Consider the following 15,998-nt stretch of genomic DNA (forward strand, 5'->3'; position numbering starts at 1 on the left):
TTCGAATTTTCGGAATTGTTGCATAGTTTGATCGAACCGAACAAGGTCGGGGGCAAGATATTCGGGTTGGTTCGCGAAACCGGACGCTCGGGCGTCACAACATGTTGTATTGGGTTGCGCAGCGGTGCGGCAGAGGTACACATGACCGGCAAAATACCTAGCGCTCAGAGAAGGCCATGACGATTTCCGAACTCATCTGCACCCCGTTTGAGGGGCAAAAACCAGGCACGTCGGGTCTGCGTAAAAAGACGCGAGTGTTCATGCAACCGGGATATCTGGAAGCCTTTGTGCAATCCATCTTCAACGGGATAGGCGGCGCGCAAGGCAAGCGTTTTGTCGTCGGTGGGGACGGTCGGTATTTTAACCGCCCTGCCATACAAACGATCCTTCGCATGGCCGCCGCCAATGGGGCGCGGCAAGTGATTGTAGGTCAGAACGGTTTGCTTTCGACGCCTGCCGCCTCGCACCTGATCCGTTCAAACCAGACCGATGGCGGGTTGATCTTGTCCGCCAGCCACAATCCCGGCGGGATCGACGCGGATTTTGGCTTGAAATTCAACGTCGCAAACGGCGGCCCCGCGCCCGAAGCCGTTACGGACGCGATTTTCGAGCAAACCCGAACCCTGGGTTCTTACAAAACTCTGGATGCGCCTGACATCGATCTTTCAGCGGTAGGGTCTCAGCAGATGGGTGAGATGGACATACGGGTTGTCGACCCTGTTGCGGATTACGCGGCATTGATGGGGCAGCTGTTCGACTTTACCAAGATCAAAGCCTTGATCGCAGAAGGATTCCAAATCCGATTTGATGCGATGCACGCGGTAACCGGCCCCTATGCGACGTATATTCTCAAAAACCTTCTGGGCGCACCAGAGGGATCGGTGTTGAATGGCACCCCATCCGAAGATTTTGGCGAGGGCCACCCTGATCCCAACCCGATTTGGGCCAGGCCCTTGGTCGATCTGGCCATGTCAGATGACGGGCCGGATTTCGCCGCAGCGAGCGATGGTGATGGTGACCGGAACATGATCCTGGGCAAGGGGATCTATGTTACGCCATCCGACAGTCTGGCTGTTCTGGCGGCCAATATGCATCTGGCGCCGGGGTATTCCTCTGGGCTGGCGGGTATCGCGCGCTCGATGCCAACCAGCCGCGCCGCCGATCACGTGGCAATGGCTTTGGGGGTCGATTGCTTTGAAACGCCCACGGGTTGGAAGTTTTTTGGCAACCTGCTGGACAATGGCCGTGTCACGATCTGCGGCGAAGAAAGCGCAGGCACCGGATCGGATCATGTGCGAGAGAAGGACGGGCTTTGGGCGGTTCTTTTATGGCTGAATATTCTGGCGGAACGGCGATTGTCTGTTGAGCAGGTCATGGCCAAGCACTGGGCCCGTTTCGGACGCCACTACTATTCTCGGCATGACTATGAGGCGATCGCGCCAGACGTCGCAAATGCGCTGATATCAGACCTTGAGAGCAAGCTTGCCGTGTTACCAGGCACCAAAGCCGCCGGGATAACGCTAACCAAATGTGACCAGTTCGCCTATCACGACCCTGTCGATGGCTCTGTCAGTCAGAAACAAGGCCTGAGACTTTTCTTTGAAGGGGACGCACGCGCTGTTCTGCGCCTGTCCGGGACGGGAACCGAGGGAGCGACCTTGCGGATTTACCTGGAACGCTACGAACCCGCCAACGGCAATATTTCACTGGACACTCAAGAGGCCCTAGGTGCAGTGCGCGACGCCGTGTTGGAACTGACCGATCTGCAAAGCCGCACAGGACGAGATGCCCCAGATGTCATGACCTGACGCCAGCGATGCTGATTGCGGAGCCTGTGTATCCGGACCGGTGATCGCGCTTTCCGAGTGAAATTCCATCTGGACACTACTTGCGACCCGCATCAACTCGGAACGGCGCGAGGCTGTCGCTGAATTGTTCGATGAATTCCAGGGTCACCAGCGACGGTTGCTTCAAAATCGGTCGCACCAATGACAACCTGTGGGGCAACGCGGGTTTGAAGGGCCGGAACTCCAATCCCTGGTTTGTGTATTGCACGGCATCCAGCTCGCTCACGATCGATACGCCGACACCTTTGATCACCAACTCGCAGGCCGCCGTAAACTGTCGAACCTCAACATGCGAGTTCAGGGGAACTTTCGCAGTTTGGAACGCTTTGGAGAGGCGCAGGAAAAAATCACTGTCCCTGCGCGTGTGGATGATTTTCTGATGCGCCAGATCGGCAGGTCTGATCTGTGCGGCATTTTCAAGTTCGTGCCCAGCGGGAAAGACGCATACGGTGCGCAGGTCGATATGGGTGCTTTCCACCGCAGGATGGCCGTTGAACCCGTCGGTGATTCCAAAATCATATTGCTCGCCGATCATCCATTCCAGAATACGTTCGGGTCTGTCGGGCTCGATCGTCATGGTCACGCCGGGCCGGTCGGTCAGAAAACCGGCAACCACGCCAGGCAAATGGCTGGTGGCAAATCCCGGCAGGCAGGCCACACGGATATGCCCTGCTTTGCGCTGCGTAATGTCCTGACTGACATCGGTGATTTGCTTCATAAGCTCCAGTACACGCTCGACACTGGGCTGCAGATACCGAACCTCCTGCGTGGGTTGCAGTCGACCTTCGCGGCGATCAAACAACTGAAACCCAAGCGCTTTTTCCAAATCGGATAGCAACCGGCTGACCGCGGGCTGACTGACACCCAGATCCGCAGCGGCCGCTGTGATCGAGCCATTATTGGTCACGGCCAGCAAAGCCTCCAACTGTCGAATTCGTAAGACTTGGCTCATCGCTGCCTTCCTGATCCTTTGGTTCGATTTCTCATCGATATAATGTTGTGTTATGTTTTTTGTCAAAAAATTTGCCTTGAATTATATTTCTGTAACGTTACCGTCGCAAAATCGTCATGTGTGCCGACTACGCGTTGCGACCGGTACTCAACGAAGCATCAAACCCGATGCATGGGAGGAAACATGAGAAAGAATCTGCTCGGCGCTCTTGCCGTAACAACCGCCCTGACCCCCGCGGTGGCCATGGCGCAAACCGAAGTACAGTTCTGGCACGCCTTTACTGGCCGTCTGGGTGACTTGGTCAAAGCTCAAGTCGAAGAATTCAACGCCAGCCAGGATGAATATGTCGTGGTCGAAAACCACAAAGGCAATTATTCGGAAACCCTGAACGCAGGCATTGCGGCCTTCCGTGCAGGCGAACAGCCCCACATTCTGATGGTCTTTGAAGTTGGCACCGCGACCATGATGTCCGCTGAAGGCGCGATTAAACCGGTGTACGAAGTGATGGCCGAAAGCGGTGCATCCTTCGACCCGGACGCCTATATCGGCGCGGTCAAAGGGTACTACACCACCACCGATGGTGACATGCTGTCGCTTCCGTTCAACTCGTCGACCCCGGTTCTTTGGGTCAACCGTGACGCGTTTGAGGCGGCCGGCGTTGATCCCGACACCGACCTGTCCACCTGGGAAAACGTGGGTGCGGTTCTGGATCAATTGAAAGCCGGTGGCGAAGACTGTCCGCTGGTTACCGCATGGCAAAGCTGGATCCATCTGGAGAACCTGTCGGCCTATCACGACGTACCATTTGCCTCGAAGGATAACGGCTTTGCTGGTCTCGATACCGAGCTGATGCTGAACGGCCCGACCCAGGTCGCGCACCTGAGCGCGATGGGTGACTGGGCCAAAGATGGCAAGTTCATCTATACCGGTCGCCGCAACGAAGGCGGTGCAAATTTCCGTGCCGGCGAATGCGCCCTGTTCACCGAAAGCTCGGCGGGGTATGCCGGGATCAGTTCCGAGGCTGAGTTCGACTTTGACGTCCGCCCGCTGCCTTACTGGGAAGGCGTGATCAGCGAGCCGCAGAACACCATCATCGGCGGCGCATCCCTGTGGGTCATGGATGGTCACGAAGCGGATGAATACAAAGGCGTGGGTGAATTCCTGAGCTTCCTGTCTTCGTCGGACGTGCAGGCCTCTTGGCACCAGAACACCGGGTACCTGCCGATCACGGCAGAGGCAGGAGATGCCACCCGCACGGCTGGTTTCTATGAACAGAACCCGGGCACCGATATCGCTGTCATCCAGATGACCGCGAAAGAGCCGACCGCCAATTCGAAAGGTCTGCGCCTTGGGTCTTTCGACCAGATCCGCGGCATCATCGATGAAGAGCTTGAGGCGATTTGGTCCGGTGAGAAAACCGCGCAAGAAGCAATGGACAGCGCCAAGGAACGCGGCGACGCCCTGCTGCGCCGCTTTGAATCCGCAAATCAATAATCTTTAACCCGATGCGGGCCCTGTTGGGGGCCCGCATTCTCATTCCGGGTGGAATAACAAGATGGAAAAACGCGTCACTTTTCGCGGTTGGCTCCTGCCGCTTGCGCTGATTGCGCCTCAGGTGCTGATCTCTGCCGTTTTCTTCTTCTACCCCGCAGGGCAGGCCGTCTGGCAATCGCTGTTTATTCCCGACCCGTTTGGGCTGTCGTCCCAATTCGTGGGGCTGGGCAACTTTGAGTTTCTGCTGAGCGACAAGTTCTATCGTGCCTCGTTCCTGACGACCGCGATTTTTTCCACGCTTGTCACCTTGTGTTCGATGATCCCAGCGCTGTTTCTGGCGGTGATTGCCGACCGATTGATCAAAGGATCGGGCGTTTACCGGACCATGCTGATCTGGCCCTATGCCGTTGCTCCGGCGGTGGCCGGTGTCTTGTGGCTGTTCATGTTCAACACGCGCGTCGGCGTGGTGTCGTGGTATCTGGGCCAGTTGGGTTATGACTGGAACCACGTCTTGAACGATACCGAAGCAATGGGCCTTGTGGTTGTCGCGTCGGCCTGGGGGAGGATCAGCTATAACTTCCTGTTCTTCTTTGCCGCTTTGCAATCGGTCCCACGTTCGGTGATCGAGGCCGCAGCCATCGATGGCGCACGGTTCTGGCGCCGGTTCTTCACCATCGTGCTGCCGCTGTTGTCACCAACCGCGTTCTTCCTGCTGGTGGTCAACGTGGTCTATGCCTTCTTTGAAACCTTCGGCGTGATCCACACGATCACCGGAGGCGGGCCTCAGCAAGCGACAACCATTCTGGTCTACAAGGTCTTTTCCGACGGCTTTGTCGGACAGGATCTGGGATCGTCCTCGGCCCAGTCGGTCATCTTGCTGGTCGTCGTCGGTTTGCTGACGGTCATTCAGTTCAAATACGTGGAAAAGAGGGTGCATTACTGATGGCGGCCCAACAACACGGTATGGTCGAGAAACGCGGCGCTGGGATCTGGTTGACCCATGCAATGATGATCCTTGGCGTCGTGATCATCTTTTTTCCGATCTGGCTGGCTTTTGTCGCCTCGACCGTCACGCAGGCCGACATTGTCTCGCCGCCAATGCCGGTGGTGCCTGGGGACCAGTTCTGGGTGAACTACAAGGCGGCGCTGTTTTCCGGCGTGAACGTGCCGGTTGCCACGATGCTGTTCAACAGCCTGGTCATGGCCATCGGCATTGCCGTGGGCAAGATCATCATTTCGCTGCTGTCGGCCTTTGCGATCGTCTATTTCCGCTTTCCCGGGCGTCAGACATTCTTCTGGATGATCTTCATCACCCTAATGCTGCCGGTCGAAGTGCGCATCGTTCCAACATTCGAGGTGGTCGCAGGGTTCGGGATGCTCAACAGCTATTCCGGGCTGATCCTGCCGCTGATCGCCTCGGCCACGGCAACCTTCCTGTTCCGTCAGTTCTTTCTGACCATTCCCGATGAACTGGCCGAGGCTGCGCGGGTCGATGGCGCCCGCCCGATGCGGTTCTTCATTGATATCGTGGTGCCCATGAGTCGCACCAACATTGCAGCACTTTTTGTTATCCTGTTTATCTATGGCTGGAACCAATACCTCTGGCCGTTGCTGATCACCACCGACCCGGAGATGAACACCATCGTCATGGGCATCAAACAGATGTTCCCGTCAGGCGACGATTTTGCCCATTGGCCCACGATCATGGCGACGTCGATCCTGGCGATGATCCCGCCTGTCATTGTCGTGGTGTCGATGCAAAAGCTTTTTGTCCGTGGTCTTGTCGATAGCGAGAAATAAGAAATGGCAACTGTAACTCTAGAGAACGTCAAGAAAAGCTTTGGCCCTACGGACGTCATTCATGGCATCGACATCAACATCGAAGATGGCGAGTTTATCGTGATCGTCGGCCCTTCGGGATGCGGGAAATCGACCCTGTTGCGCATGGTGGCCGGGCTGGAGACGGTGACCGCAGGCGAAATTCGCATCGGTGACGAGCGGGCAAATGACAAGGAACCGATGGATCGCGATATCGCGATGGTGTTTCAGAACTATGCGCTTTATCCGCATATGTCGGTGCGCCAGAACATGGGGTACGGGCTGAAGATCGCGGGCCTTCCCAAACCCGAGATTGACCGCAAAGTCACCGAAGCCGCCAAGCTGCTGCAGCTAGAACCCTTGTTGGATCGCAAGCCCCGGCAACTGTCGGGCGGTCAGCGTCAGCGTGTTGCGATGGGCCGGGCGATTGTTCGGGAACCGGCCGTGTTTCTGTTTGACGAGCCTCTGTCGAACCTGGATGCCAAACTGCGCGTTCAGATGCGGTTGGAGATCCGCGAGTTGCAGGAAAAGCTGGGCATCACCTCGCTTTATGTGACGCACGATCAGGTCGAGGCCATGACCATGGCAGACCGGATGATCGTGATGAATGGCGGCATCGCCGAACAGATCGGCACGCCGCTTGAAGTGTACGAGACCCCGCGAACCCTGTTCGCCGCGCAGTTCATTGGCAGCCCGGCGATGAACATCTTTGACGCGCGGTGCGAAAACGGAGCCATCAAACTGGGCGATGTGCAAATTGGCTTTGCGACGGGCGCTGATATGCCGGTCAAGCTGGGGATACGCCCCGAACATCTGGTTTTGGACGACAACGGCCCCTTGGAGGTTGCCATTCAGATGGCCGAGCCGCTGGGCGCCAACACGTTGTTGCATGGACATCTGACCCAAACGACGGATGCAATCACAGTCAGCCTGCCAGGCGTACACCCCGTGGAACACAAACACCCAAATATGCGCTTTTCGGTTGCAACCGAGAACCTACACCTGTTTGACCCCAATACTGGTAACAGGTTGGAGCGTGGTTAATGTATCCTCAGGTCGAAGCTTTTCGCGGCGGTGACAAACTGATCCGTGTCGTGGGTCACCGGGGTGCTCGGGGTGTGCTGCCGGAAAACAGCATGGTCGGGTTCGAATTTTCGCTGAATATCGGCGTTCCGTTGATCGAATTTGATGTGGTGCTTTCAGCCGACGAAGTGCCTGTTATCACACATAACCACCGCGTTCACGCGCCCTCGTTCCGGGATGAAAAGGGCCAGTTTCTGACGCAAGAGCCCAAAGTCTCAGAACTGAGCTTTGCACAGCTTCAACAGTTCGATGTGGGGCGATTGGACGGGCAATCGGCTTATGGGAAACGGTTTCCGGATCAGGCCCAGCTGGACGGGGTGCGGGTGCCCAAACTGCGCGACCTGCTCGAATTGATCAATCGGGCCCAGCATCCCGATGCAGGTTTGATGCTGGAACTAAAATCCGACCCGGATATGGCACTGAATGCAGCGTACCGAGAAAATTTTGTGCAGCGTGTTTTGCAAGACGTGCGCGAAACCGATTTGACCGCGCGCGTCCTGATGCACAGTTTTGACTGGTCCTTGCTGGAAGAATGCCAGCGACAGGCCCCCGACATACCAGCGTCTTATCTGACGCAGATGCCGGAAAATGCGGATGATGTGGGCGAGGATTCCTCAAAAGCGATCTGCCCGGATTTCCGCGGTCGACGCGATGAGATCCCGACATTGGTCAAAGAGGCGGGCGGCAAACTCTGGTGCCCGTATTACCTCGATGTCACGGAAGAAAACGTGGCACTGGCCAGAGAACTGGGCCTTTGCATCGCCGTCTGGACGGTGAACGAGCCCGAAGATATTGCCCACATGATCAATCTGCATGTCGACGCCATCGTCTCGGACTATCCGGGCCGGGTTCAGCGGCATTTGTCGGATGCCGGCCTGACATGGCAGGGCTGATCGCCCTGTGGCCGGTTAAACGCGTGGGCAAATGCCAATCTCAGACCGCCTAGCGGTAGGACAATCTTGGGATGGACGGCGAAATCCCCCTGTGCTGAAATGAAAGCGCAGCGTGTGGGCCGTTAATGCGATCATCATCTTACATTGTTGTTTTGGTCGTGGCCGCGTTGGCCAGCGTGGGGCTGTATCTGGCCTCCTATCAATATTTCCTGTCCGAGGAGCTGTCCAAGGTGCAGGGCCGTTTGTCGCTCTATCAAAGCTCGGTAACAGCAGAACTCGAACGGTTCTCTCACCTGACATATGTATTGGCGCAGGATCCTTTTGTCATAGCCACGGCATCCGGGGACGGCACCGGCGCACTGAACCAAAGGTTCGAGGATTTCGCCAAGCAAGCGGGCCTGGATGCGATTTACCTGATGGATGCAGATGGGATCACAATCTCTGCATCAAACTTTCGGGATGTCGGCAGTTTTGTCGGTCAGAACTATGCCTTTCGCCCTTATTTCCAAAGCGCCATCGAGGGTGAGCAAGGCCGGTTTTACGCCATCGGCGCAACCACCGGGCTACCGGGTTATTTCATTGCCAATATGGTGCAGGATGGATCATCTGACCCTATTGGTGTGATTGCAATCAAGATCGATTTCTCGGTCCTGGAAGAAAGCTGGAAAAACTCGGGCGAGCAGGTTCTTTTGGCCAATGACGATGGCGTTGTCCTTCTGGCCTCGGATCCGGCCTGGCGCTACCGCGTTCTCAGCCCGTTGTCAGAGCCACAACGCGAAAGGATCCGTGCCTCGCGGCAATTTCCCGGGCAGGCGCTTGATCCGCTGGACTGGAGCGAATTGCCAGGGGATCAGGCGAGGATTTCAGGGGCAAAACGCCTGCATCTGGCGGCCAACGACCTACCACATGGGTGGTCGCTACATTACTTTGCAAGCGATGACCGGGCGGTGGCGCGCAGTTGGCTTGTCACAGCCTCGTTCGTCTTAGTGGTTGGGGCCGGCTTGGTCCTGTTCCAGATACTACGCGCCCGACGGGTCAGTGCCGCTTTGGAACGGTCAGAACAGGAAGAAGCGCAGTTGCGTCAGGCAAATGAGCGCCTTGCCGTTGAGGTCGAGGACCGCAAAACCGCCGAGCGTCGCCTCAAACGCACGCAGGGTGAGCTTGAACGCGCAAGCCGTCTGGCCGCACTTGGTCAGCTTTCCGCTTCGGTCACGCATGAGCTGGGGCAGCCCATCGCTGCAATGCGCAATCATCTGGTGGCGGCCGAGATCGGGTCAGGTGATCAGGCACAATTGTCGCGGAAAATCGGCGGTCTTGTGGACCGAATGGATGGAATAACGCGCCAGTTGCGGTTCTTTTCACGCTCGGAATCCGAGCCGTTTGGTGACATTGATCTGTGCAGATCCGTGAATGCTGCGCTGGCCCTTGTCGCGCCAAATATTGAACGTTCCGGCGTCACCGTTTCATTGTCCTTACCGGAGCAACCCGTATTGGTGCGTGGTATCGCGCTGCGGATCGAGCAAGTGATCACCAATCTCCTGCGAAACGCCATCGACGCAACCGATGAAACCCCCGCACCTGAACTGACCATCTTGGTCGCCAGGTCCGAAACCAAGGTGACGCTGGACATTCAGGACAATGGCCACGGGCTTGGCGATGCAACGCTGGCCGAACTGCAAGAGCCGTTTGTGACCACGCGCGAAAGCGGGCGGGGAATGGGGCTGGGGCTGGCCATTTCCGCCAGCATTGTCAAAGATCACGACGGGACGATGACTGCTGAAAACAGGCCTGGCGGCGGCACGGTGTTCCGTGTGACCTTTCCGGTGGCCCCAAAACCCGAAGATGAAGACACATGACCCAGCAACAACCCTATCGCGTTCTGATCGTCGATGATGACAAATCCATGCGGCTATCGCTTGTTGAGCTGCTTGAGGCCGCGGGCTGGATCGTGGATGCCTTGTCGCGCGCCGGTCAAGTCGCTGACCATCTGCTCAGCGCCGCCCCGGATGCCATCCTGTCGGATGTGCGAATGCCGGGCATGTCGGGGCTGGAACTGCTGGCCAGTCTCGACCGCCAGATTGCACCACCAGTTGTATTGATCTCGGCTCATGGGGATATCCCGATGGCCGTTCAGGCGATCCAGGATGGCGCCTATGGTTTCCTTGAAAAACCTTATGAACCAAGGCGCTTACTGACTGCCCTGACCCATGCGGCAGAGCAGAACCGGATGCGCAAAAGCAACGCGCGCCTTCGGGATCGGTTGTTCAAACTTTCGGGGCTAGACCGGGTGCTGCTGGGGCAATCAGACGGGATTGAGGCGTTGCGGCAAGAGGTGCTGGATCTTGCGGACACATCCGTACCCGTTCTTTTGCAAGGCGAAACCGGGACCGGCAAAGAACTGGTGGCGCATGCGCTGCATGACCTGGGCGATACCCCCGACGCGCCGTTTCTGGCCCTGAACTGTGCTGCCTTGTCTGCCGATACATTTGAGGCTGAGATGTTTGGCGTCGCGGGCGTGTCAGACGGGCGATTGCTGGCAGCGTCCGGCGGGACCCTGTTTTTGGACGAGATTTGCAGCTGCCCACTTGCCGTGCAGGCCAAGCTGTTGCGTGTGATCGAAGATCAGCAGGTGCTGCCGGTTGGTGCGGTATCCCCGGTTCCAGTGCGTCTTCGGGTGCTGTCTGCGACGAACGAGGATGTGACAGAAGCCGCAGAGGATGGCCGTCTGCGTCAGGATCTTCTGTTCCGGCTCAATACCGTGGTCCTGACACTGCCACCTCTACGGCAACGGCGCGACGATCTGGTGCTGCTGGCCACCCATTTCCTTTCGGAACACGCTCAGATCTATGAAATTGATCCGCCCGAGCTGAGCCAGGACGATCTGGCAGCACTGCTTGCCCATGATTGGCCCGGCAATGTGCGAGAGCTGCGCCATGTGTGCGAGCGCCGGGTCCTTTCGGCGCGCAGGGGCGGCGGATCGCTGTCCCTGTCAATACAAAGCGATCAGAATTTTGACGATGTCCCAGACACGCTGCGCGATGCAGTCGCAGCGTTTGAACGTGAATTGATCGGTAAATCGATCAAAGCCCACAAAGGTCGGATGGACGCCGCGGCCGAGGCCTTGGGGATCGGTCGCCGCACCTTGAACGAAAAGATCGTCAAACTGGGGTTGGACAAGGACGCTTTGCTGTAAATCGCAACCCTGCGGAAATCCGCAGGGCAGGGGGACAACGACCGGCGTATTTCCTCATTGTCAGATCGGTTCGCGTTTTGAATACTCCGCTCAGACAGAATGTGTGATCTGGGAGGAACCACCATGCGTAAACACCTGAACCGAGCGGCCCTTGCGGCCCTGTCTCTGACCTTTGCATCCGAGGCATTGGCCGTTGAATGGAACGTGTCCCTGTGGGGCAAACGCCGTGCCTTTACCGAACATGTCGAGAAACTGGCCGAATTGGTCAGCGAAAAAACCAATGGCGAGTTCACTTTGAACCTCAGCTATGGCGGCTTGTCGAAGAACCGCGAAAACCTGGACGGTATCTCTATCGGTGCGTTCGAGATGGCGCAGTTCTGCGCCGGGTACCACCGCGACAAGAACCCCACGATCACCGTGCTGGAGCTGCCGTTCCTTGGCGTGTCCTCGCTGGAGCAAGAGATTGAACTGTCGATGGCCGTCTATCAGCACCCTGCCGTGGTTGAGGATTTGGCCCGCTGGGACGCGACCCTGCTGATGCCGTCGCCGCTGCCGCAGTACAACCTTGTCGGCGTGGGTGAGGCACCCAAAACGCTTGCCGATTTCGAAGGTCTGAGCGTGCGCGCCACCGGTGGCATCGGTGCCGCGATGGAGACCGTGGGCGCCGTTCCAACGTCGATGTCGGCCTCGGAAGTGCGCCAGGCCATGGACAGCGGCATCGTCAAGGCGGTCAGCTTTGCCCCCCATGCGCATATGTCCTTTGGCACGATCGAAAACGGCACCTGGTGGACCACCAACCTGAACCCCGGCACGGTCAATTGCCCCGTTGTGGTCAACACGCTGGCGCTGGAAGGTCTGTCTGACGAACACCGCGCGGCGCTCATGGGGTCCATTGACGAGGCGCTCGACCACTATGTCACCAACTATGAAAACAACACGATGGAGGCCTGGGGTCCGGAACTGGACAAGCGCGGGATCGAACGTGTGACCTTCACGGATGAAGAGATCGCGTCATTCAAGGAAGCCGCCGCGGCACCAGCAGCCGCAGCATGGATTGCCGAGAACAACGACCGCGGTCTGCCTGCGCAAGAGCTGTATGATCTTGTGACCGGCATGATCGCAAACGGAAGCTAATCCACTCAGCACCCGGCGCGGGCCTCGGCCCAAGTCGGGTGCATTTGTTTAAATCCAGCGGAGCAGTGTGATGGCCGGATCCTCTCTGGTGCTGTCTGATGACAGCCGTCTCAGCCGAATTGATCAACGTCTGTACAAGGTGGAAACGGCGCTGGCGTTGCTGAGCGGTCTTGCGGTATTTTCTCTGATGTTGCTGGCCGTGGTGTCGGTGGGTGGTCGCAATGCTGCTAATGCGCCCTTGCCCGGCTATGTCGACTGGATCGAACAAGCCATGCCGCTGATCGCCTTTATGGGCATCTCCTACGCGCAGCGCGATGGCGGTCACATTCGGATGGATATGGTGGTCGGCGCGCTGAAGGGACGGACGCTTTACATCGTTGAATTCATTACAACTGCCGTCGTACTGGCGCTGTTCATTTTGCTCATCTGGGGCAGCTGGGCCCATTTCGCACGCAGTTTCGATTTTGGCGCACCGCTCTGGAGCCGCGACAGCTCCATCGACATTGGCATCCCCCTGTGGCCCGCGAAACTACTGGCCCCGGTGGCGTTCGGCGTGCTCAGCCTGCGGCTGGTGCTGCAGCTTTGGGCCTATGGCCGCGCCATCCGTCACCCGCATCAAAACCCTGTTGCCGTGCCGCTGATCGCTGACGCCGCAACGCAGGCCGCAATGGAAGCCGAGCATGTCTCGGGCCACGACAGTTAAGGTTTAGGCACATGGAACCCATTGATATCGGTCTGATGGTCTCGGGCGGGATGCTTGTTCTTGTCGTGCTGGGCATGCGTGTGGCCTTTGCCGCGGCCACTGCGGGTCTGGTGGGCTTGATCTGGATTTTCTGGGCGAAATTCGGCTATGACCCGGCTCGATTTGGCAAGGCCGTGACCGTAGCCGCGAAAACGGCGGGGCAGGTGCCGCATTCCAAGATCTCAAGTCAGGCGCTCAGCCTGATCCCGACCTTCATCCTAATCGGATACCTCGCCTACTACGCCGGGCTGACCAAGGCGCTGTTCGAGGCCGCCAAGCGTTGGTTGGCCTGGGTGCCCGGCGGGTTGGCTGTGTCCACCGTGTTCGCGACCGCGGGTTTTGCTGCGGTGTCGGGTGCATCCGTGGCCACGTCGGCGGTCTTTGCTCGTATCGCCATCCCAGAGATGCTGAAGATCGGCTATGACAAACGCTTTGCTGCCGGAGTGGTCGCAGCAGGCGGTACGCTGGCCTCGCTGATCCCGCCCTCGGCCATTCTGGTGATCTACGCCATCATCGTCGAACAGGATGTGGGCAAACTGCTGCTGGCAGGCTTTATCCCCGGCATGTTCTCGGCGGTGATCTATGGGTTGCTGATCATCGGCATGGCCCTGCTGATCAAGGGTTTCGGCCCTGCGGTGACAGGCTTTACCTGGAAAGAGCGTTTTTTGTCGCTGCCACCCGCGCTGCCCATCGTGATCGTGGTGATGACGATCATCTTCTTTGTCTACAACCCCTTCGGCGGCGATGCCTGGGGCACGCCGACCGAAGGCGGAGCCATCGGGGCATTCGTGGTCTTCGTCATGGCGGTTTTCAAAGGCATGCGCTGGCCTCAGCTCAAGGATGCTTTGCTGGAAACCGCAAAGCTCAGCGTGATGATCTTCACCATCATCTGGGGCGTTCTGGTCTATGTTCGCTTCCTTGGATTTGCCGAACTGCCCAATGCGTTCTCCGACTGGATAACCTCGCTTGAGATGTCGCCGATGCTGATCCTGGTCTGCATTCTGCTGGCCTATGCCGTGTTGGGCATGTTCATGGACGCAATCGGAATGCTGTTGCTGACGCTGCCCGTGGTCTATCCTGCCGTCATGGCCCTGAACGGGGGCGAGGCGGTCAGCGCGGCGGAAAGCACCTTTGGCATGTCGGGGCCCATGTGCGCGATCTGGTTCGGGATACTGGTGGTGAAAATGGCCGAGTTCTGCCTGATTACCCCGCCGATTGGCCTCAACTGTTTCGTCGTGGCTGGCGTGCGTGACGATCTGAGCGTGCAGGACGTGTTCAAGGGCGTAACCCCGTTCTTTCTGGCCGATGCCGCGACGATTGCGCTGCTGGTCGCGTTTCCGGCGATTGTCCTTTGGTTGCCCGGGCAGGTTTGACAAACGGACTGGCTAGATCCCAAGAGAGTTGGCGTCAAAACCGACCTGTTTCACTGTTCCACATTCGCCCACGACCTCAAGCCCTGCGCCACTGAGGTGAACGGCCTGAATAGCGGACCCCGACGGCCAGGCCATGGCGCCGATGACATGCGTGACGCTGACGGCTGGGTCAGTGGACAAATCCAAGGCACCCGGCCCAGCCAATTCGACATCCCGCCCCGCGCCCAGAACATGTGCTGCGGCGCCTTCTTCGATACCAAGACAGCCAAAGTGACGCCCGAGCCACGGCGCATAATCGCGCCCGCCATTTGAGTGCCAGAGCATCGTCATCGGGAGGGACTCGGACCGTTTCAGAGACAGGAACAGGTCGCCTTCGACCGGCCTTGTGACTGCCGTCCAGGCAAATTGTTGACCCGGTGCATCAATCCCCACAACAAAATCCTCATGCTTCGGGAACCAGGGATAGCGTGTCAGATCAGCGGTGCCATCAAGCGAAGGGAAACGCGTAGGATCCGTGCTTGCAGCGGGATAAATCAAGCCCGAACGCCCTTTTGCCGGATCGGATTCCTGCGGGTCCGGCGTGGTCATCCAACAGGTTTTGGCAGAGGTCCGGATCAGCCCGCCATTCGGCAGCGACAGGTTTGCATGGTTGGCGACCGGAACCTGCCCGCCGCCGCCTGTAAAGCTGTGGCGTTGATAGACAAACGGATGATCGGGTTTCAACCAAAGCTCTTTTGTCACTTCGGCCTTATTCACCCGCCGGTTCAGACGCGCCGTCAGCCGATCCGGGGTGCTGTCCGCAACAGACCAGGGCGCGTTTGCTGGCCAGCCATGCAAGGGCGCGCCGTCTTTGGCTTGACCAAAGGGTGCGCAAAAGAAATCTCCGCCCAACGTGTACATGTGCGGCGCCAATCCGTCGGGCAGGGGTTCGCAGGTTCCAACCCAAGGGGCCCGATGCAGCGGCGCGATGTAGGCACCGCCGTCAGTGACCGAGAAGCTTTCGATCAGACCGGTACGTGGATCAAAGTTCAAGCCTATGCCATCTGCTGACAATTCAATCATCTGCTTCTGTCCCGAAATCGCTGAACGCTTGTGCCGAAGAAAAGAGAGGTCGTCCCCGGAATAATCAATTGGTCCTTCATAGGTCAGGCACCAGGACAAAGATCTTTCCTGCTTCGACCTTGGTTTCAAAGATCTGCAACCGATCACAAGCCGGAGCGCGCAGAGCTTCGCCTGATCTATAGTCGAAAATGCCGTTGTGCCTTGGGCATTCGATCTCATAATCCATGACCAGACCATCGGCCAGATGCACCTGTTCATGAGTGCAAAGCCCGTCGGTGCAAAAGAATGCGCCATCCGGGCTGCGGATAATGGCAAAGGTCCGATCCCCATGATCCCATTTGGTGACATCTTCCTCTTCGACATCGTCGACGGATAGGGCTTCGATCCAGGGCATTTTGCCTCCTGTC

Annotated in this window: 14 protein-coding genes; 11 read left to right on the top strand and 3 right to left on the bottom strand. The window is 57.9% G+C overall.

Annotation, left to right across the window (positions count from 1 at the left end):
- Nucleotides 1-176 precede the first annotated feature (176 nt).
- Nucleotides 177-1,808, top strand: coding sequence for an alpha-D-glucose phosphate-specific phosphoglucomutase (locus ACR0AG_RS21315; protein WP_480842542.1), 1,632 nt, complete (start codon nucleotides 177-179; stop codon nucleotides 1,806-1,808).
- A 76-nt stretch (nucleotides 1,809-1,884) separates the two neighbouring features.
- Here ACR0AG_RS21315 and ACR0AG_RS21320 read toward each other — a convergent pair whose 3' ends face one another.
- A complete protein-coding gene (locus tag ACR0AG_RS21320) occupies nucleotides 1,885-2,799 on the bottom strand; it encodes a LysR substrate-binding domain-containing protein (RefSeq protein ID WP_480842544.1) in 915 nt (304 codons plus the stop codon).
- 183 nt (nucleotides 2,800-2,982) lie between these two features.
- On the opposite strand from ACR0AG_RS21320, the gene ugpB reads away from it, so the two are divergent.
- The 10 genes from ugpB to ACR0AG_RS21370 all read left to right on the top strand — a co-directional run bounded on the left by ugpB (nucleotide 2,983) and on the right by ACR0AG_RS21370 (nucleotide 14,529).
- Nucleotides 2,983-4,293 (top strand): sn-glycerol-3-phosphate ABC transporter substrate-binding protein UgpB, encoded by a 1,311-nt coding sequence (gene ugpB, locus ACR0AG_RS21325; protein WP_480842546.1) that lies wholly within the window; start codon nucleotides 2,983-2,985, stop codon nucleotides 4,291-4,293.
- A gap of 61 nt (nucleotides 4,294-4,354) precedes the next feature.
- Nucleotides 4,355-5,236: a sn-glycerol-3-phosphate ABC transporter permease UgpA gene (ugpA, locus tag ACR0AG_RS21330; protein WP_480842548.1), complete on the top strand. Its 882-nt coding sequence runs from the start codon at nucleotides 4,355-4,357 to the stop codon at nucleotides 5,234-5,236.
- Nucleotides 5,237-5,256: 20 nt separating this feature from the next.
- The gene (gene ugpE / locus ACR0AG_RS21335; RefSeq protein WP_480842594.1) at nucleotides 5,257-6,093 is read left to right on the top strand and encodes a sn-glycerol-3-phosphate ABC transporter permease UgpE; all 837 of its coding nucleotides are present in this window, start codon (nucleotides 5,257-5,259) and stop codon (nucleotides 6,091-6,093) included.
- Nucleotides 6,094-6,096: 3 nt separating this feature from the next.
- Nucleotides 6,097-7,155 (top strand): sn-glycerol-3-phosphate ABC transporter ATP-binding protein UgpC, encoded by a 1,059-nt coding sequence (gene ugpC, locus ACR0AG_RS21340; RefSeq protein ID WP_480842550.1) that lies wholly within the window; start codon nucleotides 6,097-6,099, stop codon nucleotides 7,153-7,155.
- Nucleotides 7,155-8,087 (top strand): glycerophosphodiester phosphodiesterase family protein, encoded by a 933-nt coding sequence (locus tag ACR0AG_RS21345; RefSeq protein ID WP_480842552.1) that lies wholly within the window; start codon nucleotides 7,155-7,157, stop codon nucleotides 8,085-8,087. The genes ugpC and ACR0AG_RS21345 overlap by 1 nt, the downstream gene beginning before the upstream one ends.
- A gap of 125 nt (nucleotides 8,088-8,212) precedes the next feature.
- Nucleotides 8,213-9,943 (top strand): sensor histidine kinase, encoded by a 1,731-nt coding sequence (locus ACR0AG_RS21350; RefSeq protein WP_480842554.1) that lies wholly within the window; start codon nucleotides 8,213-8,215, stop codon nucleotides 9,941-9,943.
- Nucleotides 9,940-11,280 carry a sigma-54-dependent transcriptional regulator gene (locus ACR0AG_RS21355; RefSeq protein ID WP_480842556.1) on the top strand — a complete coding sequence of 447 codons (1,341 nt, stop codon included), beginning with the start codon at nucleotides 9,940-9,942 and terminating at the stop codon, nucleotides 11,278-11,280. The genes ACR0AG_RS21350 and ACR0AG_RS21355 overlap by 4 nt, the downstream gene beginning before the upstream one ends.
- A gap of 123 nt (nucleotides 11,281-11,403) precedes the next feature.
- Entirely contained in the window at nucleotides 11,404-12,414 is a 1,011-nt protein-coding gene (gene dctP, locus ACR0AG_RS21360) for a TRAP transporter substrate-binding protein DctP (protein ID WP_170574179.1), read from the top strand.
- Nucleotides 12,415-12,484: 70 nt separating this feature from the next.
- Nucleotides 12,485-13,117, top strand: coding sequence for a TRAP transporter small permease subunit (locus ACR0AG_RS21365; RefSeq protein ID WP_480842559.1), 633 nt, complete (start codon nucleotides 12,485-12,487; stop codon nucleotides 13,115-13,117).
- Nucleotides 13,118-13,128: 11 nt separating this feature from the next.
- The gene (locus tag ACR0AG_RS21370) at nucleotides 13,129-14,529 is read left to right on the top strand and encodes a TRAP transporter large permease (protein ID WP_480842561.1); all 1,401 of its coding nucleotides are present in this window, start codon (nucleotides 13,129-13,131) and stop codon (nucleotides 14,527-14,529) included.
- A gap of 12 nt (nucleotides 14,530-14,541) precedes the next feature.
- Here the strand turns inward: ACR0AG_RS21370 and ACR0AG_RS21375 are convergent, their stop codons facing one another.
- Entirely contained in the window at nucleotides 14,542-15,591 is a 1,050-nt protein-coding gene (locus tag ACR0AG_RS21375; RefSeq protein ID WP_480842563.1) for a hypothetical protein, read from the bottom strand.
- A 76-nt stretch (nucleotides 15,592-15,667) separates the two neighbouring features.
- Nucleotides 15,668-15,985 (bottom strand): MocE family 2Fe-2S type ferredoxin, encoded by a 318-nt coding sequence (locus ACR0AG_RS21380; RefSeq protein WP_480842565.1) that lies wholly within the window; start codon nucleotides 15,983-15,985, stop codon nucleotides 15,668-15,670.
- Nucleotides 15,986-15,998: the final 13 nt, after the last annotated feature.

It is taken from the genome of Ruegeria sp. H6 (genome assembly GCF_056532975.1).

Excerpts from the sequence above, each read along its gene's own strand:
- ACR0AG_RS21315 (WP_480842542.1), top strand. The coding sequence starts at position 177 with ATGACGATTTCCGAACTCATCTGCACCCCGTTTGAGGGGCAAAAACCA.
- ACR0AG_RS21320 (WP_480842544.1), bottom strand. The coding sequence starts at position 2,799 with ATGAGCCAAGTCTTACGAATTCGACAGTTGGAGGCTTTGCTGGCCGTG.
- ugpB (WP_480842546.1), top strand. The coding sequence starts at position 2,983 with ATGAGAAAGAATCTGCTCGGCGCTCTTGCCGTAACAACCGCCCTGACC.
- ugpA (WP_480842548.1), top strand. The coding sequence starts at position 4,355 with ATGGAAAAACGCGTCACTTTTCGCGGTTGGCTCCTGCCGCTTGCGCTG.
- ugpE (WP_480842594.1), top strand. The coding sequence starts at position 5,257 with ATGGTCGAGAAACGCGGCGCTGGGATCTGGTTGACCCATGCAATGATG.
- ugpC (WP_480842550.1), top strand. The coding sequence starts at position 6,097 with ATGGCAACTGTAACTCTAGAGAACGTCAAGAAAAGCTTTGGCCCTACG.
- ACR0AG_RS21345 (WP_480842552.1), top strand. The coding sequence starts at position 7,155 with ATGTATCCTCAGGTCGAAGCTTTTCGCGGCGGTGACAAACTGATCCGT.
- ACR0AG_RS21350 (WP_480842554.1), top strand. The coding sequence starts at position 8,213 with ATGCGATCATCATCTTACATTGTTGTTTTGGTCGTGGCCGCGTTGGCC.
- ACR0AG_RS21355 (WP_480842556.1), top strand. The coding sequence starts at position 9,940 with ATGACCCAGCAACAACCCTATCGCGTTCTGATCGTCGATGATGACAAA.
- dctP (WP_170574179.1), top strand. The coding sequence starts at position 11,404 with ATGCGTAAACACCTGAACCGAGCGGCCCTTGCGGCCCTGTCTCTGACC.
- ACR0AG_RS21365 (WP_480842559.1), top strand. The coding sequence starts at position 12,485 with ATGGCCGGATCCTCTCTGGTGCTGTCTGATGACAGCCGTCTCAGCCGA.
- ACR0AG_RS21370 (WP_480842561.1), top strand. The coding sequence starts at position 13,129 with ATGGAACCCATTGATATCGGTCTGATGGTCTCGGGCGGGATGCTTGTT.
- ACR0AG_RS21375 (WP_480842563.1), bottom strand. The coding sequence starts at position 15,591 with ATGATTGAATTGTCAGCAGATGGCATAGGCTTGAACTTTGATCCACGT.
- ACR0AG_RS21380 (WP_480842565.1), bottom strand. The coding sequence starts at position 15,985 with ATGCCCTGGATCGAAGCCCTATCCGTCGACGATGTCGAAGAGGAAGAT.